Source organism: Serratia sp. CY83965 (assembly GCF_052166375.1).
GTDB classification, from domain to species: Bacteria; Pseudomonadota; Gammaproteobacteria; order Enterobacterales; family Enterobacteriaceae; genus Serratia; species Serratia marcescens.
In genome coordinates this window covers 273682-290082 of sequence record NZ_JBJNOV010000004.1, presented here as the reverse complement: position 1 = coordinate 290082, position 16401 = coordinate 273682, and the positions used below count along the sequence as shown (strand labels likewise).

19 protein-coding genes are annotated in these 16401 nt (G+C 61.5%); 5 read left to right on the top strand and 14 right to left on the bottom strand.

From position 1 onward, the window contains the following. Positions 1-11: 11 nt before the first annotated feature. Genes flgE through flgB form a run of 4 tightly spaced genes read right to left on the bottom strand, consistent with a single transcriptional unit; the run spans position 12 to position 2803 of the window. Complete coding sequence (flgE, locus tag ACJ8PL_RS12250) at positions 12-1235, bottom strand: flagellar hook protein FlgE (protein WP_016927298.1); 1224 nt, start codon at positions 1233-1235, stop codon at positions 12-14. Positions 1236-1289: 54 nt separating this feature from the next. Then, positions 1290-1967 carry a flagellar hook assembly protein FlgD gene (gene flgD / locus ACJ8PL_RS12245; protein ID WP_016927297.1) on the bottom strand — a complete coding sequence of 226 codons (678 nt, stop codon included), beginning with the start codon at positions 1965-1967 and terminating at the stop codon, positions 1290-1292. Between the two features lie 12 nt (positions 1968-1979). Next, entirely contained in the window at positions 1980-2384 is a 405-nt protein-coding gene (gene flgC / locus ACJ8PL_RS12240) for a flagellar basal body rod protein FlgC (protein WP_004934826.1), read from the bottom strand. Between the two features lie 5 nt (positions 2385-2389). Beyond that, on the bottom strand, positions 2390-2803 hold the full coding sequence (flgB, locus tag ACJ8PL_RS12235) for a flagellar basal body rod protein FlgB (RefSeq protein ID WP_015378256.1): 414 nt from the start codon (positions 2801-2803) through the stop codon (positions 2390-2392). Positions 2804-2963: 160 nt separating this feature from the next. Here flgB and flgA point away from each other — a divergent pair, with 160 nt between their 5' ends. The 5 genes from flgA to ACJ8PL_RS12210 all read left to right on the top strand — a co-directional run bounded on the left by flgA (position 2964) and on the right by ACJ8PL_RS12210 (position 5432). Then, complete coding sequence (gene flgA / locus ACJ8PL_RS12230; RefSeq protein ID WP_049299124.1) at positions 2964-3617, top strand: flagellar basal body P-ring formation chaperone FlgA; 654 nt, start codon at positions 2964-2966, stop codon at positions 3615-3617. Positions 3618-3746: 129 nt separating this feature from the next. Further along, the gene (flgM, locus tag ACJ8PL_RS12225; RefSeq protein WP_016927295.1) at positions 3747-4058 is read left to right on the top strand and encodes a flagellar biosynthesis anti-sigma factor FlgM; all 312 of its coding nucleotides are present in this window, start codon (positions 3747-3749) and stop codon (positions 4056-4058) included. 39 nt (positions 4059-4097) lie between these two features. Next, positions 4098-4532 carry a flagella synthesis protein FlgN gene (locus ACJ8PL_RS12220; protein ID WP_016927294.1) on the top strand — a complete coding sequence of 145 codons (435 nt, stop codon included), beginning with the start codon at positions 4098-4100 and terminating at the stop codon, positions 4530-4532. Between the two features lie 230 nt (positions 4533-4762). After that, entirely contained in the window at positions 4763-5137 is a 375-nt protein-coding gene (locus tag ACJ8PL_RS12215; RefSeq protein WP_033640023.1) for a type II toxin-antitoxin system RelE/ParE family toxin, read from the top strand. After that, positions 5130-5432, top strand: a complete 303-nt coding sequence (locus ACJ8PL_RS12210) for a helix-turn-helix domain-containing protein (protein WP_015378258.1) — start codon at positions 5130-5132, stop codon at positions 5430-5432. The genes ACJ8PL_RS12215 and ACJ8PL_RS12210 overlap by 8 nt, the downstream gene beginning before the upstream one ends. A gap of 2 nt (positions 5433-5434) precedes the next feature. Here ACJ8PL_RS12210 and ACJ8PL_RS12205 read toward each other — a convergent pair whose 3' ends face one another. The 10 genes from ACJ8PL_RS12205 to cheW all read right to left on the bottom strand — a co-directional run bounded on the left by ACJ8PL_RS12205 (position 5435) and on the right by cheW (position 16391). Beyond that, positions 5435-5839, bottom strand: coding sequence for a flagellar protein FlhE (locus tag ACJ8PL_RS12205; RefSeq protein WP_033640022.1), 405 nt, complete (start codon positions 5837-5839; stop codon positions 5435-5437). Further along, complete coding sequence (flhA, locus tag ACJ8PL_RS12200; protein WP_016927291.1) at positions 5839-7917, bottom strand: flagellar biosynthesis protein FlhA; 2079 nt, start codon at positions 7915-7917, stop codon at positions 5839-5841. Before flhA ends, ACJ8PL_RS12205 begins: the two co-directional genes overlap by 1 nt. Further along, positions 7910-9061 (bottom strand): flagellar biosynthesis protein FlhB, encoded by a 1152-nt coding sequence (gene flhB, locus ACJ8PL_RS12195; RefSeq protein ID WP_033640021.1) that lies wholly within the window; start codon positions 9059-9061, stop codon positions 7910-7912. Before flhB ends, flhA begins: the two co-directional genes overlap by 8 nt. A gap of 165 nt (positions 9062-9226) precedes the next feature. After that, positions 9227-9871: a protein phosphatase CheZ gene (gene cheZ / locus ACJ8PL_RS12190; protein ID WP_004934858.1), complete on the bottom strand. Its 645-nt coding sequence runs from the start codon at positions 9869-9871 to the stop codon at positions 9227-9229. Between the two features lie 10 nt (positions 9872-9881). After that, the gene (gene cheY / locus ACJ8PL_RS12185) at positions 9882-10271 is read right to left on the bottom strand and encodes a chemotaxis response regulator CheY (protein ID WP_004934862.1); all 390 of its coding nucleotides are present in this window, start codon (positions 10269-10271) and stop codon (positions 9882-9884) included. Between the two features lie 102 nt (positions 10272-10373). Next, a complete protein-coding gene (locus ACJ8PL_RS12180; protein WP_442531191.1) occupies positions 10374-11423 on the bottom strand; it encodes a protein-glutamate methylesterase/protein-glutamine glutaminase in 1050 nt (349 codons plus the stop codon). Continuing rightward, positions 11423-12295, bottom strand: a complete 873-nt coding sequence (gene cheR, locus ACJ8PL_RS12175) for a protein-glutamate O-methyltransferase CheR (protein WP_025159837.1) — start codon at positions 12293-12295, stop codon at positions 11423-11425. The genes ACJ8PL_RS12180 and cheR overlap by 1 nt, the downstream gene beginning before the upstream one ends. Before the next feature lie 37 nt (positions 12296-12332). Beyond that, positions 12333-13949: a methyl-accepting chemotaxis protein gene (locus tag ACJ8PL_RS12170; protein WP_016927287.1), complete on the bottom strand. Its 1617-nt coding sequence runs from the start codon at positions 13947-13949 to the stop codon at positions 12333-12335. A 76-nt stretch (positions 13950-14025) separates the two neighbouring features. Beyond that, positions 14026-15696: a methyl-accepting chemotaxis protein gene (locus tag ACJ8PL_RS12165; protein ID WP_004934873.1), complete on the bottom strand. Its 1671-nt coding sequence runs from the start codon at positions 15694-15696 to the stop codon at positions 14026-14028. Between the two features lie 194 nt (positions 15697-15890). Next, the gene (cheW, locus tag ACJ8PL_RS12160; protein WP_004934876.1) at positions 15891-16391 is read right to left on the bottom strand and encodes a chemotaxis protein CheW; all 501 of its coding nucleotides are present in this window, start codon (positions 16389-16391) and stop codon (positions 15891-15893) included. Between the last annotated feature and the right edge of the window lie 10 nt (positions 16392-16401).

Genomic DNA, 16401 nt, shown 5'->3' with positions numbered 1-16401 from the left:
ACTCGGCCCTATCAGCGCAGGCTAACCAGCGTCTGCAGGATGGAGTCCTGCGTCTTGATGGTCTGGGCGTTGGACTGGTAGTTACGCTGTGCGACGATCATGTTCACCAGCTCCTGGCTCAGATCGACGTTGGAAGACTCCAGCGCGCCGCTGGTCAGCTTACCGAAGCCGCCGCCGCCCGACAGACCGACGCGCGGCTGACCGGACGCGCCGGTTTCCTGCCACACGTTATCGCCCTGCGACGCCAGCCCTTCCGGGTTGGAGAAGTTGGCCATGACGATCTGGCCCAGCACTTGAGTCTGCTGGTTGGAATAGATACCCACCACTGTGCCGTCGTTGTTGATCTGGAAGTTGGTGTATTCACCGGCGGCATAGCCGTCCTGCGCCACTTTGCTCACCGAGTCGCTGCCCACGTTCTGCTGCATGCTGCCGGCGAAGCTCAGGGTGAAGTTTTGCGCCGGCGCGCCGTCTTTGGCGGCCATCGGGATCACCATGCTGAACTCGCCCGGCGCGCCGTTGGTGCTGGTGGTTTTGACCAGGTTGCCGCTGGTGCTGAACTCCATGGTGCCGGCATCCACCGGAGCCGCGCTGCCGTCCTGGGTGTAGACCTGCCACTTGTTGTCTTCGGTCTTCACGAAGTAGGCGTTGATGTTGTGCGCGTTGCCCAGCGAGTCGTAGGCGGTGATGGTGTTGACGTAGTTGTAGCTGTCCTGTTTGGTCGGATCGAAGGTCTTGTTCTCCGGCACTTTATGGGTGGACTTCAGGTTGGCCACCATCTCGCCGGAGGTGGACGCCTTGGCGTTCATCATGCCTTCAGGAATGCTCAGCGGCACCGGGTTGGCGCCCTGCTGGATGGTCGGCGGAGAGCCGGCCGCCGGGTAGCCGGTCAGCTGCAGGCCCTGCATGTTGGTCAGGTTGCGGTTCTCGTCCAGCTTGAACTGGCCGTTGCGGGTATAGAAGATGCCGCCATCTTTATCCTGCATGCGGAAAAAGCCGTTGCCGTTGATGGCCACATCCAGCGCGCGGCTGGTGCCGGTGGTGGTGCCGCCCTTGAAGTTCTGGGTGATGCCGGACACTTTGACGCCCAGCCCGACCTGCGAACCGGCGAACATGTCGGCGAAGGAGACGCTGCCGGATTTGAAGCCCGCAGTCGCGGAGTTGGCGATGTTGTTACCGATCACGTCCAGGTTGGTTGCTGCCGCGTTCAAGCCGCTGACTGCCTGAGAAAAGGCCATGTTATTCTCCGAATAGTGGTCAGGCTATCGTCCGATTGAGCCTGATGCTTGGGGTTATAAGATCTGTCGCACGTCTTCCAGGGTGGCGTTGCCCGCCAGACCGAGATCCAGCTTGGCGCCGTTGCCGTCGCGGATCACGCCGTTCACCAGCCCGAAGTGCAGGCTGCGCGCCACCAGTTGCTCGCCGTTGCCTTTGGCGTTAATCGCCACTTTGTAGGCGCCGTCGGGCGCGGTGGAGCCGTCATCCAGCGAGCCGTCCCAGGTGAAGGCGTGCACGCCGGCGGTCAGGCCGCCGATTTCAATGGTGCGCACCACCTGCCCGCTGGCGTTGGTGATGGTGGCGGTCACCTGATCGGCGGCGCGCTCCAGTTCCACGCCGAACGGCGTGGTGCTGACCTTGCCATCCTTGCTGCCGACCAGAATGTTGTTGCCTGGCACCATCACGCCATGACCGATCAGCGCGGTGGCTTGCAGCGACTGGTTGCTGTTGATCTGGCCGGAGATCGACCCCAGCGTGGTGTTAAGCTTTTCGATACCCTGAACGGTGTTGATCTGCGCCAGCTGCGACGTCAGCTCGTTGTTCTGCATCGGATTGGTCGGATCCTGGTTTTTCAACTGCGCCACTAGCAGCGTCAGGAAGCTGTTGTGCAGATCCTGGCTGTTGGTATTTTTGCTGTTGTTACCGATGACGGTGTTATCCAACGACTCGTTGGTGGTTGCGGCAATAGCCATGGGAAGCTCCGGTTACTGACCCAGCGTCAGGGTCTTCATCATCATCGACTTGGTGGTGTTGAGCACCTCGACGTTGGCCTGGTAGCTGCGGGAAGCGGAGATGGTGTTGACCATTTCCCCTACCACGTCGACATTCGGCATGCGCACATACCCCTTGGCGTCCGCCAGCGGGTTGCCCGGCTGATACACCAGACGCTCGGGCGCCGGATCGTCCACCACTTGGGCGACGCGCACGCCGCCGGTCGGTTGCCCCGGCGCCGCCGCGACCTGGAACACCACCTGCTTGGCGCGGTAAGGTTCGCCGTCCGGGCCGGTCACGCTGTCGGCATTGGCCATGTTGCTGGCGCTGACGTTCATGCGCTGGGATTGCGCCGATAACGCCGAGCCGGAGATATCAAAAATATTCAGTAAAGACATGCGCCTTATCCTTGTTGCAGCACGGACATCATCCCTTTGATCTGCCCATTGAGCAGCGTCAGGTCGGTCTGATATTTCAGGCTGTTATCGGCAAAGTTGGTGCGTTCGCGATCCATGTCCACCGTGTTGCCGTCCATCGACGGCTGGTCCGGCACTCGGAACAGCAGATCGAGCTGTGGCGGCTGCAGGGTCTGCGCCGGGATGTGGCGCGCCGCCGTCAGGTTGAGCGCCATGCCGTTGCCGCTGACGCGCCCCTGCTCCAGCACCTTGTTCAATTGGCTGGCGAAATCGATATCCCGCGCCTGATAACCCGGCGTGTCTGCGTTGGCGATGTTGGCGGCCAGAATTTCCTGCCGCTGGGCGCGCAAGTTCAGCGCCTCTTGGCCAAAGCGCAGAGCCGCGTCCAGTTTGTCGAGCATGCTCCCTCCGCGAGGTTAGAATTTGGAGTCGACAGCATAAACGCCCCCTGCGCCACCCTATCGCGGGAATAAACGCAAAATGGGGCGCTATTTATCTGCTTAGCCTGCGCGCGCTGCGGGTACACTTACGCGTATCCCGATGAAGCTTGAGAAGATGACGATGAAAGGTAAAATGCTGCTGCTTATCGGCCTGCTGTGCAGTCTGAACGCGCGCGCCGACGATCTGGCGACGCAAATCGAAAGCTTCATCCAGGGCAAGTTCAGCGGTGAACCGGTACAGGTAAAAGTGCGGGTGCGCACGCCGCCGAACCAATGGCCCGCTTGCGAACTGCCGCAGCTGTCGCTGCCACCCAACGCGCGGATCGGCGGCAACGTCAGCATTTCGGCGCGCTGTGGGCAGGAGCGGCGTTTTATCCAGACGCAGGTGCAGGTGTTCGGCCGCTATCTCGTTTCGGCGCGCGGCATCAGCGCCGGCAGCCGGTTGACGGCGGCGGATCTGGCGTTGAAAGCAGGCCGGCTCGATACCCTGCCGCCGCGCGCGCTGACCGAAGCGGGCAAAGCGGTGGGCGCCGTCAGCCTGCGCAACATCAGCCCCGGTCAGCCGCTGACCCTCGCCATGCTGCGCCGCGCCTGGATTATCAAGGCAGGGCAACCGGTGCAGGTCAACGCACAGGGCGAAGGATTCAGCATCAGCGGTGCGGGCAAGGCGATGAACAACGCCGCCGCCGAAGACAGCGTGCGGGTGCGCATGGCCTCCGGGCAGATCGTCAGCGGCGTGGTCGGGGACGACGGCGCGATCCGCATTACGTTATAAAAAAGTAAAGGTTCCGCAAACCTTGCCGATAAGACAAATCAAGCAGCATTTTATTGGCCACCAGGGCCGCAAAACTTTCATTGCAGCGTCGTCGCCCGCGAGCGGTCACGGCGTAAACGGAGATGGACCATGAGTATCGATCGCACCCAGCGGTTACAGCCGGTTTCCACTGTGCAACCGCGAGAAACCCCGGCCGACAACCCGCTCCAATCGCGCAAGGCCGCCGTGGCGGAAACCGCCGTCAGCGGCACGCAGGTCAAACTGAGCGAGGCGCAGGCGCGCCTGATGCAGCCGGGCACCCAGGATATCGATATGGGTCGGGTCGAGGCCATCAAGCAGGCGATCCGCAACGGCGAACTGAAGATGGACGCCGGCAAAATCGCCGATGCGCTGCTGCAAGACGCGCAGAGCGATGTTCAATGGATCGCCGGACGCGACTGACAGCGAGCGGCGAGTAGCGGTAAAGGATAAGTCATTACTATGGAAAACCTGGCACAACTGCTGGACAAACTGTTGGAAACGCTGCAGGCGCTCAACGGCGTGCTGGAGGAAGAGCACGACTTGCTGTGTTCCGGCCAGTTGCCGGGCGTGGCCTTGCAGCGCGTCACCGATGCCAAAAGCCAACTGCTGGCGACAGTCGCTTACCTCGAGCAACAGCGCCTGGGGCAAGAAAAAACCTGCGGGCAACGCGCCCCCTATGCCAGCCAAGCGCCCCTGGCCGATCGTTGGCAGCGCGTTCAGTTGCTGAGCCAAACGCTGCGCGAAAAGAACCAGCACAACGGTCTGCTGCTCAATCAGCAGATCGACCATAACGCGCAGGCGCTGGCCATCCTCAGCAAAAACAACAAATCGCTGTATGGCCCAGATGGCCAGTCGCACGCCGGCAGCCTGCTCGGCAGAAAAATCGGCGTCTGACCTGACTCATTTCGCCCGGTGAGCCTATCACCGGGCGCGCGTTAACCGGCTTCTGCGCATCCCCTCGCATTTTCTCCCTATCACTCTTTGAATTCACTTAAGACTTTGCGCCAGGCTGCGCATGGCGTGAATTTGGCTGTTTCTTTCCCTTTGGCCGCTTGTCACCCTGTGGTTATTTTTAAACCACTTGAAATATACCCTTAACGGGTATAGATTCGCAGGGAGAGCGAATGGTCGACATTTATCTCACCAAAACCTTTCAGGGTTTTGCCGCACGCGAGCGCATCAGTGATGCCACGATAGTGAAAGCGGCGCGAGAGATGCAACATCAGCTGTACGACGCCAATCTTGGCGGTTGCGTATACAAAAAGCGCATCGCTCGGGCTGGTGCGGGCAAACGTGGCGGCTATCGGGTACTGATCGTTTTTCGCGATGAAGAACGCCTGTTTTTTATGCGCGGCTTTGCCAAAAGTGAGAGAGAAAACATCAGTACGGATGAGTTACAGGGATTGAAACATCTGGCTGCGCTGTATCTGGATTATTCGCCATTCAGACTCTACCAGCTGGTCAACAACAGGGAGTTACGGAGGCTAAGCGATGAGTAAAATTCTTGCCGAGATCCACCAGGAAGTTCAGGGGCTGCACCGCGCCGGTTTCGTCGACGACGTGACCATGCGCACCTTCGACATGCTGTGCCTGCGGCCGGTGAAGCAGTTCGGGCCGGCCGAGATCCGCGCGCTGCGCGAACGGGAAAACGTCAGTCAGCCGGTATTTGCGCTGTATCTCAACGTCAGCAAAAAAGCGGTGCAGAAATGGGAGCGCGGCGAAGCGCAACCGAACTCCGCCGCGATGAAACTGCTGACGCTGGTGGAACGCAACGGCCTGCAAATTCTGGCCTGATGTTACTGATAATTGACGATCACCTGATTGCCAATCACCCGCAGCGGCGGGTTCAACCCGCCTTGCGACTGCACGTAATAGATAAAGCGCAATTCCGCATTGGCCGGCTCGCCCTGCAGACCGTCACTGCTGCCGCTGCCGCCGCCCAGTGGAATGCAGCGGTTCACCGTACACAGCTGCGCCTGCAGCCCCACTGGCTCCGGCCCCAGCAAACGGTAGCGCCAGCTAACGCGGGTGATGCGCGCATGGGCATCCGGCAGCGCGTTCGGCGGCCGCAAAGCGGCGGATTCATCACGCATGCCGCCCTGTTCCAGCGTCACGCCCGCCCCTTCGGCCACCCAGGAGCCGGACACCGCATAGGCGGCGAGCGGCGCCAGCAAACAAAATACGAACAAACAGCGTTTCATCAGGCGGCTCCAATGGTCGAGGTCATGCGAATCTGGCGATCGTCGTTAATCTCCAGGTTGGACAGCACCACGAGCTGCGGCAGGCTGCGACGCAGGAAGCGCGCCAGTAAAGGACGCAGCGCATGGTTAACCAACAGCACCGGCGGCGCGCTGAGCATCTCTTGCCGCTGCAGCGCCTGGCGCGCCTGATCCAGCAAGCGATCGGCCAGCCCCGGCTCCAGGCCGCCGCCGCCCTGCAACGCCTGCAACAACAAGCGCTCCAGCTGGGTATCCAGCCCGATAACCTGAATCTCGCCGTTGCCCGGGAACCACTGCTGCGTGATCGCCCGGCCCAGCGCCACCCGCACCACGGTCGTCAGCTCATAAGGATCGCTCTGCGCCGGGGCATGTTCCGCCAGCGTTTCGACGATGGTGCGCATATCGCGGATAGAGACGCGTTCGGCCAGCAGGTTTTGCAGCACCTTGTGCAACGTCGTCAGCGACACCACGCCCGGCACGAAGTCTTCGGTCAGTTTAGGCATCTCCTGCGACACGCGATCCAGCAACTGCTGGGTCTCCTGGCGGCCGAACAGCTCGCTGGCGAACTGGCCGATCAGGTGATTGAGGTGTGTCGCCACCACGGTGCTGGCCTCCACCACGGTAAAGCCCTGGATCTGCGCCTGCTCGCGCAAGGCGCTGTCGATCCACACCGCCTCGAGCCCAAAGGCCGGATCGACGGTTTTGTCTCCCGCCAGCTCCCCAACGGCATTGCCGGGGTTGATCGCCAGCCAACGGCCCGGCTGCGCTTCACCGCTGCCGATCTCGACGCCTTTCATCAGGATGCGATAGCTGGCTGGCGGCAGTTCCAGGTTGTCGCGAATGTGCACCACCGGCGGCAGATACCCCATGTCCTGGGCAAATTTCTTGCGGATCCCGCGGATACGCCCCAGCAGCTCGCCGTTCTGTTGAAAGTCGACCATCGGAATCAACCGGTAGCCCACTTCCATCCCCAGCGGATCTTCCAACTGCACGTCGGCCCAGCTGGCCTCGGCGGCCTGCGGATTCTCCGGCATCACCGGATCTTCCACCGTTTTCGGCGCCTGTTGTTCACGGCCGCGCAGCCACCAGGCGAGGCCCAGCAGAGCCGCGGTAAACAGCAGGAACACCAGGTTCGGCATGCCCGGCACCAGGCCCAGCAGGCCCAGCACCCCGGCGCTCAGCAGCATCACGCGCGGATTGTTGAACAGCTGGCCCACCATCTGCTCACCGACATCCTGATCGGTCGCGACGCGGGTGACGATAACGCCGGCGGCGGTGGAGATCACCAACGCCGGGATCTGCGCCACCAGGCCGTCACCGATGGTCAGCAGCGTATAGCTTTCCGCCGCCGCCCCCAGTTCCATGCCGTGTTGCACGACGCCGACCAACAGGCCGCCAACCACGTTCAGCACCATGATCATCAGGCCGGCGATGGCGTCGCCGCGCACGAATTTACTGGCGCCGTCCATCGAGCCGTAGAAGTCGGCCTCCTGGGTCACTTCGGCGCGGCGTTTCTTCGCTTCGTCTTCACCGATCAGGCCGGCGTTCAGATCGGCGTCGATCGCCATCTGTTTACCCGGCATGCCGTCCAGGACGAAACGCGCGCCCACTTCGGCGATACGCCCCGCCCCCTTGGTGATCACCATGAAGTTGATTAACACCAGGATGATGAACACCACGATGCCGATGGCGAAGTTGCCGCCCACCAGGAAGTGGCCGAAGGCTTCCACCACGCGGCCGGCGGCGGCGGAACCGGTATGCCCCTCCAGCAAGATGATGCGCGTCGACGCGACGTTGAGCGACAAACGCAGCAACGTGGAGAACAGCAGGATGGTCGGGAAAGCGGCGAATTCGAGCGTGCGCTGGGTGAACATCGCCACCAGCAGCACCATGATCGACAGCGCAATGTTGAAGGTAAACAGCAGGTCGAGGATAAACGCCGGCAACGGCAACACCATCATCGACAGAATCAGCAGGATCAGCACCGGGCCGGCCAGAACCTGCCACTGCGTATCTTTAAAATTGCCCGGCAAACGAAGCAGGGAGGCCAAATTAGCCATCAGAGTCACTCTCTCTTGCAAAATCCAGTGCTTCCGGCACCGGTAAACGTTCAGGTTTTTTCGGGATCAGGCCGCCCTCGCGCCGCCAGCGGCGCAGTTGGTATACCCAGGCCAACACTTCGGCGACCGCGGCATACAGGGTGGCCGGAATATGCTGGCCGATCTCGCTGTGCCGATACAGCGCACGCGCCAGCGGCGGCGCTTCCAGCATCGGGATGCGGTGCTCCGCACCGAGCTCGCGAATGCGCAAGGCGATTTCGCCGGCCCCCTTGGCCAGCACCTTCGGCGCACTCATTTTTTTGTCGTTGTACTGCAACGCGACGGCGTAGTGCGTCGGGTTGGTGACGATCACGTCCGCCTTGGGCACGTCGGCCATCATGCGGCGCCGGGCGATCGCCCGCTGCTGCTGACGAATGCGCCCCTTGACGTGCGGGTCCCCTTCCTGGTCTTTGAATTCGTCGCGAATATCCTGCTTGGTCATCTTCAGCTTTTTGAAGTGGCTCCACAGCTGATAGAACACGTCAAACGCCACCATCGGCGTCAGCCCCAGCACCACCAGAAAACCGCAGAACAGGATCATCTGCAGCGCATTGCCCAGCGCATCGAGCGGCTGCTGAGTCATCAGATGCAGCATCGCCGCCCAGTTGTGCCACAGATAAAGACCGGTGACCCAACCGACCAACGTCGCTTTCAGGATCCCTTTCAGCAGCTCGGCCAACACCTGGCTGGAAAAGATGCGCTTCAACCCGGACAGCGGGTTCAGCCGCTTCATATCGAACTTGATCGACTTGCCGCTGAACAGAATGCCCCCCAACAGCATTGGCGCGGCGAGCGCTACCAGCACCAATCCCGCCATGATCGGCAGCAGCGCCAGCACAGCCTGTCGCAACAGCATGCCGAGCTGGCGAAGCATCTGCTTGTCGTTACTGACCATGCCGTGGTCAAAGTTCAGACCTTGCGTGAGCATCGCCGCCAGCTGTTGCGCCATGTTACTGCCGGACATCAGGATAATCGCCAGGCCGGAGAGCAGCATCAGCACCGAGGTCAGCTCGCGGGAGCGCGGGATCTGGCCGTCTTCACGCGCCTTCTCCAGCCTGTGGGGCGTGGGGGCCTCGCTTTTTTCCAGATCGCTGTCTTCAGCCACGAAACGCCGTTCCTGTATCGGGAGGGTAAAGAATGGCGGTCAGCATGCCAAAAAATTGGCGATGTCATTGGCGGAACAACGGGGAAAAAGACGGGTTATTTAGGGGATGAGACGAAAACTGCGTGGCTTGTTGTCGGGGCGCGCCGTCGCGCGCCCCGAAAAGCCTCAGAAACCGAGGCTGTCGAGCAGATCGTCGACCTGCGCCTGGTTGGCGATCACGCCGACGCCGTTCTGGTCGAGCTGCGGGCCGTTCAGCAGGCTGTCGTTCGGCCGTTTTTCCTTCACCGGCTGCTCCGGCATGTTTTCCATCAGCACCATCAGCAGCTGCTTTTCGATCTCCTGCACCACGTCCATCATGCGCTTGATCACCTGACCGGTCAGATCCTGGAAGTCCTGCGCCATCATGATTTCCAGCAACTGGGCGTTGGTAAAGGCCGTATGGCCCGGCACCTGATCCAGATACTGACGCGTGTCGTTGACCAGAGAACGCGCGTCGTCCAGTTCGATGGGATTGGCGAACCACTCGTCCCAGCGCCCTTTCAACGCGTTGGCGCCGGATTCCAGCTCCGCCTGGCGCGGTTGCGCCGCCTCCACGCAGTTCAACGCCCGTTCCGCCGCCTGCGCCGTCATGGTTACGACATAGTCAAGACGGTCGCGCGCATCCGGGATCGCCTCTGCCGCCTGGGCGATCGCCTGATCGAGCCCCAGTTCGCGCATGCTGTCGCGCAGCATTCGGGTCAGTTGGCCGATGCGGGAGATGATCTCTCCCGCGGTCGCTGCATCGCTGGCAGGCATTGGAATGTCTCTCATCGCCCTCTCCTTACATGCCCAATTTTTCAAAAATCTTGTTGAGCTTTTCTTCCAGCGTCGCCGCCGTAAATGGTTTCACTACATAACCGCTGGCGCCGGCCTGCGCCGCCGCGATGATATTTTCTTTCTTGGCTTCCGCCGTCACCATCAGTACCGGCATCGCGGCCAGCGCGCTGTCGGCGCGGATGGTTTGCAACAGCTCGAGTCCGTCCATGTTCGGCATGTTCCAATCGGACACCACGAAGTCGAAACCGCCGGCGCGCAGCTTGTTCAGCGCATCCGCGCCGTCTTCAGCCTCTTCGACATTGTTGAAGCCCAACTCTTTGAGCAGATTTCTGACGATGCGGCGCATGGTGGAGAAGTCGTCCACAACCAGAAATCTGAGGTTTTTGTCTGCCATTGTTACTCCTGAAATAGTTAACCGTTTAATGATGCAACACCGCAGGCCGCCGCGCGGCGAACCTGGGTCATATCGCCGCCGGGTAGGCCCTGCGGACTAAAATCAAATGCGCAATGCCTGGCCGCCGGCGATCTGCGCCAGCATGCGCTGGCTCATTCTGTCCAGCTCGACCACTTCGCTGACGCCGCCGCTGGCGATCGCCTCGCGCGGCATGCCGAACACCACGCAGCTCGCCTCGTTCTGCGCCAAGGTATAGGCCCCGGCGCGGTGCATCTCCAGCATCCCCGCCGCCCCGTCGTTGCCCATGCCGGTGAGGATCACCCCCACCGCATTGCGGCCGGCGTATTGCGCCACCGAGCGGAACAGCACGTCGACCGACGGGCGATGGCGGTTGACCGCCGGGCCGTCATGCAGATTCACCTGATAGTTGGCGCCGCTGCGCGTCAGCTCCAGGTGGCGATCCCCCGGTGCGATGTAGGCGTGGCCCGGCAGCACGCGCTCGCCGTCCTCCGCTTCTTTCACCGTGATCTGGCACAGCTTGTTCAGCCGCTCGGCGAACGAACGGGTGAATCCCGGCGGCATGTGTTGAGTGATCAGCAGCGCCGGGCTGGTGGCCGGCAGCGGCTGCAGCACCTGGCGAATCGCTTCGGTGCCGCCGGTGGAAGCGCCGATGGCGATCAGTTTTTCACTGCTCAACAGCGGCGCATGGCTGAGGATCGCCGGCGCCGGGCTGCTGGAGCGCTGCGGCAGGCGCGCTCTGGCGGCGGTGCGGATCTTCTCGGCAATCAGCTCGCTGTAGGCCAACATGCCCTCGCGAATGCCGAGCTGCGGTTTGGTGACGAAGTCCACCGCGCCCAGCTCCAGCGCGCGCAGCGTGATTTCCGAGCCTTTGCCGGTCAGCGAAGAGACCATCACCACCGGCATCGGCCGCAGGCGCATCAGCTTCTCGAGGAAATCCAGCCCGTCCATGCGCGGCATCTCGACGTCCAGCGTCAGCACCTGAGGATTAAATTTTTTGATCAGATCGCGCGCCACCAGCGGATCCGGCGCGGTCGCCACCATTTCCATGTCGGCATGGCCGTTCACGATTTCCGTCATCAGCTGGCGCATCAGTGCCGAATCGTCTACGCATAACACTCTGATTTTACTCATTACCTCTCCTTGGTCAGCCCATACACGGTCTGCCCACGCAAGTAGAAATCCCGGCTGATCTGGCTGAAATTCTCGGAGTGGCCGGCGAACATCAGCCCCCCCGGCTTAAGCAAGGGAACGAAGCGGCGCAGGATGCGCTCCTGCGTCGCCTTATCGAAATAGATCATGACGTTGCGGCAAAAAATGGCGTCGAATTGCCCCGGCAGCGCCCACTCCGGCGCCAGCAGATTCAGCGGCTGAAAGTTCACTCGCGCCGCCAACTCCGGCCGCACGCGCACCAACCCCTGATGCGGCCCGGTGCCGCGCAGAAAATAGCGCTGCATTTGGGTCGGCGTCAGGGTGCGCAGATCTTCCTGGCGGTAAACGCCCGCCTCCGCTTTTTCCAGCACCTGCGTATCGATGTCGCTGGCCCAGACCTGGCAACTGCCGGCCCGCTGACCCAATGCATCGCTCAGCGTGATGGCGATCGAATACGGCTCTTCACCGGTCGAGGCCGCGGTGCTCCAGACGCTGTAGCCGTTCGGCCGCGAGCGCGCATGTTCCGCCAGGATCGGGAAGTGATGCGCCTCGCGGAAAAAGGCCGTCAGGTTGGTGGTCAGCGCGTTGATGAACGCCTGCCATTCCGCGCTGTTCGGATCGCTTTCCAGCAGCGCCAGGTAGTCGCCGAAATCGTGCAATCCCAACAGCCGCAGCCGGCGCACCAGGCGGTTGTAAACCATCTCGCGCTTATGCTCCGCCAGCACGATGCCGGCGCGTTGATAAATCAACTGGCTGATACGGCGAAAATGCACGTCCGACAGCGGCAGACGCTGCACCATTTGCGTCAACATCGACGCTGTATCCCGGTTAGAAGTTGACGGCGCCTGTTTCATGCCGCCTCACCGGAGAAAAACGTGCTGCTTATGCGGTTTAACAATCTTGGGCTTCCTTTACCACGGGTGAAACTGCGTTGCTGCTGTTACCTGACGCGACGACGTTATCGTCCGCCAGACGGAATACCGCGACCGCGTCGGCCAGGGTAATGGCCTGCTCTTCCAGCGCGGTGGCGGCAGAAGCGGATTCTTCCACCAGCGCGGCGTTCTGCTGGGTGACCTGATCCATCTGGGTCACCGCCTGCGTCACCTGCTCGATGCCGCGGCTCTGTTCATCCGATGCCGAGGCGATCTCGCCCATGATGTCGGTTACGCGCGTCACCGAACGCACGATGTCCTGCATGGTGGCGCCGGAATTTTCCACCAGCACCGAGCCGTGTTTGACGCGGCTGACCGATTCGTCGATCAGCACCTTGATCTCTTTCGCCGCCTGCGCGCTGCGGCTCGCCAGGTTGCGCACCTCGCCGGCGACCACGGCGAAACCCCGCCCCTGTTCGCCGGCGCGCGCCGCTTCCACCGCCGCATTGAGCGCCAGAATGTTGGTCTGGAAGGCGATGCCGTCGATCACGCTGGTGATGGCGCCGATTTTCTGCGAACTGTTGGCGATATCGTGCATGGTGGTGACCACGTCCCCGGCCAGTTCGCCGCCCTTGGCCGCGGTGGCCGAAGCGTCGCGCGCCAGCTGAGAGGCCTGCCGCGCATTGTCGGCGTTCTGCTTCACCGTCGCGGTCAGCTGTTCCATGCTGGCGGCGGTTTCTTCCAGCGAAGCGGCCTGCTGCTCGGTACGGGAAGAGAGATCGTTATTGCCTTCGGCGATCTCCTGCAGGCCGATCAGAATCGACTCCGCACCGTCGCGCACCGCGCCGACGGTGCCGATCAGCGACTGCTGCGTGCGTTGCAGGCTGGCGAACAACATGCTGATTTCATTGCGGCCATACACTTGAATCGGCGTCGCCAAATCGCCGGCGGCGATGCGTTCAAAGTGGCTGCGGATTTGGTTCAGCGGCTGTACCAACATGGTGCGCAACCACCACATGGCGCTGCCGGTCACCACGATCAGCATCAAGACCGCCCCCGCCAGCATCAGGCCCGCCAGCGTGAAGGAGAATTGGTTGGCGTCTCGAGCCTCGCTGATGTCGCCGTTGACCAACTGCAAATACTGCACGAAGTCAGCCTCAAACAGGTCCTGGGTTTTCTGCGTCGGCTGATCCATAAACGCCTGCAGCTCGCCCTTTTCCAGGAAACCGATCAGTTCACGCAGCGCGCCGCGCAGCCGCTCGTAGCTGGCCTTGGTGGTGGCCGTCTGCTGGTTCTGCTGTTCACTGCTGCGTTCAACCGCCATGAACTGATTGAAATAGAGGTCGGCCTTCTGCAGCGAACTGCGGGCGCTGCTCATCAATTCGTTCACCTGCTCCTGCGGCAGTTTCAGCGCCGCGCGGGTGCCGGCGCGGTTCAGCGTATTGCGGGCCTGCAACAGCGACACCCAGCTCAGGCTGAGCGAATCGCGCTGCTGGCTGCCGAGGGTGATGATGTCGAGGTTGTGGTTATCGGAGCGAAACGCGGAATACGACAGGCCGCTGCTGGCCAACTGCAGAACGCAGAAGGTCATCAACAACAGGAACAAGCTGGTAGAGATACGGATTCGGTTAAACACTGTGAACCTCCTTGCAGCCGGCCGGCGACCGGCCTACGTAGGGAAAAGGGCCTCTGCGAGAGAGGCCCGATACCGGTCAGAACGTTTCCCAGTTATCCTGCAGATCGCTGGCGTTCATTTTCTTATGATTGATTACCGGTGTTACCGGCGCCTTGCTGGTGACAGGCGCCTTAAACTCTTCCTGGCCTTCCGACCTCAAGCGGAATACCGCTACCGACTGGGTCAGCATGCTGGCCTGTTCTTCCAGCGCCGCCGCCGCCGAGGCGGATTCTTCCACCAACGAGGCGTTCTGCTGGGTGACGCGGTCCATTTCCGCTACCGCCTGGCCAACCTGATCGATGCCGCGGCTCTGCTCGTCCGAAGCCGAGGCGATTTCGCCCATGATGTCGGTCACGCGGGTGACGGCGTTGACGATGTCGCCCATGGTTTCCCCGGCGCTTTCCACCAGCACGGAGCCCATATCGACGCGGCTGACCGAGTCTTCGATCAGGCCTTTGATCTCTTTCGCCGCCTGTGCGCTGCGCTGCGCCAGGTTGCGCACTTCACCGGCCACCACCGCGAAGCCGCGGCCCTGTTCGCCGGCGCGCGCCGCTTCCACTGCGGCGTTCAACGCCAGGATGTTGGTCTGGAAGGCGATGCCGTCGATCACGCCGGTAATATCGGCGATCTTCTGCGAACTGCCGGCGATGTCGTGCATGGTCTGCACCACGTTGGCCACCACCTTGCCGCCTTTCTGCGCGGTTTCGGAGGCGCTCAGCGCCAGCTGTGAAGCCTGACGGGCGTTTTCGGCGTTCTGTTTCACCGTCGCGGTCAGCTGTTCCATGCTGGCGGCGGTCTCTTCCAGCGACGCGGCCTGCTGCTCGGTGCGGGAGGAGAGATCGTTGTTGCCCGCGGCGATTTCTGACGCGCCGCTGTAGATGGCGTCCGCGCCCTGACGCACGCCGCTGACGGTTTCGATCAGTTCGCTTTGCATGTGTTTCAGGCTGGCCGCCAGCACGCCCATTTCGTTGCGGCTGTTGACGACGATCTGCTGAGTCAGGTCGCCGGCGGCGATCTGTTTGATGTGGTCGATCATGCGGTTCAGCGGGCGCACCAGGATGTGATGGATACCGGTCCAGACCAGTACGATCACCGCCAGCACCACCACCAGCACCACGATCAGCGTCCAAATGGCCGAGTTGTAGGAGCTGTTGCTGCCGTCGACCGCGATTTGGTACAGCTTGCCGTTTTGCTCCAGATAAACGTTGTAGCTCTGCTCAAAGTTGTCCTGGTAACTCTGCGTAGGCTGATCGAAGAAAGCGTTGATTTTGCCTTCGCCCAGCAGTTGGATCAGCTCGGAGAGCGCGCCGTACAGCACATCGTACTGCTGCTTGAGGCGTTCCGCCGACTGAGGATCCTGGCGCGGGTCCTGAGGAATTTTCTCGTACGCGGCGTAGTGTCTTTCCGCTTCACCCAGCTCTTCCTTCGCTTTGGCCAGCAGTTCATCAATGGTGGCGCCGCTGCCGATCTTGTTGGTATCCATCATGTAGCGAATACCGGCGCGGTTCAGGGAGTTACGCGCCTGCAGCAGGTCAACGCGGCTTTCACTCAGCTGCAGCTGCTGCTGGCGGATCGTTTGCAGGACGGTAAAGTTTTCCTTATCGCTTTTCAGCGAGGAGAAAAACAGTCCGCCCGAAATCAACTGCAAGGCGCCAAACAGCACCAACACCAGCAACAGGCTGGTGACCACCTTCATACGATTTAACATGATTTCCCTTGTTGAAGCCCGCGCAGACAGGCTCTGATGACGTTGAATGTGAGAGTTATCGGCGCCGTGCGGCAAAACTTTATGCGGGAAAGTAACTATTTTTAGTGGGGGTTCCGGGCGCGGCTGAGGCCATCGCGACAGATCAGGGAAAGTGAAGGTTAAAGGGGGCGGCGCCCCGCCCCTTGAGTCTGAAATCAGACGCTTTTCGCCACGCTGTCGACCAGCGACATCTCTTCGCTGCTCAGCAGCTTTTCGATATCCACCAGGATCAGCATGCGCTCGCCCAGCGAACCGAGGCCGGTGAGATATTCGGTCGCCAGCGTCACCGCGAACTCCGGCGCCGGACGGATCTGATCGGCGGTGAGCGACAGCACGTCGGAGACGCCGTCAACCACGATGCCCACCACGCGCTGGCCAAAGTTCAACACGATCACCACGGTGTTCTCATCGTAGGAAACACTCTGCTGCGAAAACTTCACCCGCAGATCGATGATGGGAACAATCACGCCGCGCAGGTTGGTGACGCCCTTGATGAACGCCGGGGTGTTGGCGATGCGGGTCACCTGATCGTAGCCGCGAATTTCCTGCACCTTGAGGATATCGATGCCATACTCCTCGTTGCCCAGGGTAAAAATCAGAAACTCTTGCCCTACCGTTTCGCCAGCCAATTTGCTGACGGCTGCCAATCCTGCCATATCATTCACC

Bases quoted from the DNA above. Each gene is read 5' to 3' on its own strand.
- flgC (WP_004934826.1), bottom strand. From the start codon at position 2,384: ATGTCTTTACTGAATATTTTTGATATCTCCGGCTCGGCGTTATCGGCG.
- ACJ8PL_RS12215 (WP_033640023.1), top strand. From the start codon at position 4,763: ATGGTCGACATTTATCTCACCAAAACCTTTCAGGGTTTTGCCGCACGC.
- flhA (WP_016927291.1), bottom strand. From the start codon at position 7,917: ATGGCTAATTTGGCCTCCCTGCTTCGTTTGCCGGGCAATTTTAAAGAT.
- cheY (WP_004934862.1), bottom strand. From the start codon at position 10,271: ATGGCAGACAAAAACCTCAGATTTCTGGTTGTGGACGACTTCTCCACC.
- flgD (WP_016927297.1), bottom strand. From the start codon at position 1,967: ATGGCTATTGCCGCAACCACCAACGAGTCGTTGGATAACACCGTCATC.
- ACJ8PL_RS12165 (WP_004934873.1), bottom strand. From the start codon at position 15,696: ATGTTAAATCGTATGAAGGTGGTCACCAGCCTGTTGCTGGTGTTGGTG.
- ACJ8PL_RS12210 (WP_015378258.1), top strand. From the start codon at position 5,130: ATGAGTAAAATTCTTGCCGAGATCCACCAGGAAGTTCAGGGGCTGCAC.
- ACJ8PL_RS12220 (WP_016927294.1), top strand. From the start codon at position 4,098: ATGGAAAACCTGGCACAACTGCTGGACAAACTGTTGGAAACGCTGCAG.
- flgA (WP_049299124.1), top strand. From the start codon at position 2,964: ATGAAAGGTAAAATGCTGCTGCTTATCGGCCTGCTGTGCAGTCTGAAC.
- cheW (WP_004934876.1), bottom strand. From the start codon at position 16,391: ATGGCAGGATTGGCAGCCGTCAGCAAATTGGCTGGCGAAACGGTAGGG.
- ACJ8PL_RS12205 (WP_033640022.1), bottom strand. From the start codon at position 5,839: ATGAAACGCTGTTTGTTCGTATTTTGTTTGCTGGCGCCGCTCGCCGCC.
- cheZ (WP_004934858.1), bottom strand. From the start codon at position 9,871: ATGAGAGACATTCCAATGCCTGCCAGCGATGCAGCGACCGCGGGAGAG.
- flgB (WP_015378256.1), bottom strand. From the start codon at position 2,803: ATGCTCGACAAACTGGACGCGGCTCTGCGCTTTGGCCAAGAGGCGCTG.
- flgM (WP_016927295.1), top strand. From the start codon at position 3,747: ATGAGTATCGATCGCACCCAGCGGTTACAGCCGGTTTCCACTGTGCAA.
- flgE (WP_016927298.1), bottom strand. From the start codon at position 1,235: ATGGCCTTTTCTCAGGCAGTCAGCGGCTTGAACGCGGCAGCAACCAAC.
- ACJ8PL_RS12180 (WP_442531191.1), bottom strand. From the start codon at position 11,423: ATGAGTAAAATCAGAGTGTTATGCGTAGACGATTCGGCACTGATGCGC.
- cheR (WP_025159837.1), bottom strand. From the start codon at position 12,295: ATGAAACAGGCGCCGTCAACTTCTAACCGGGATACAGCGTCGATGTTG.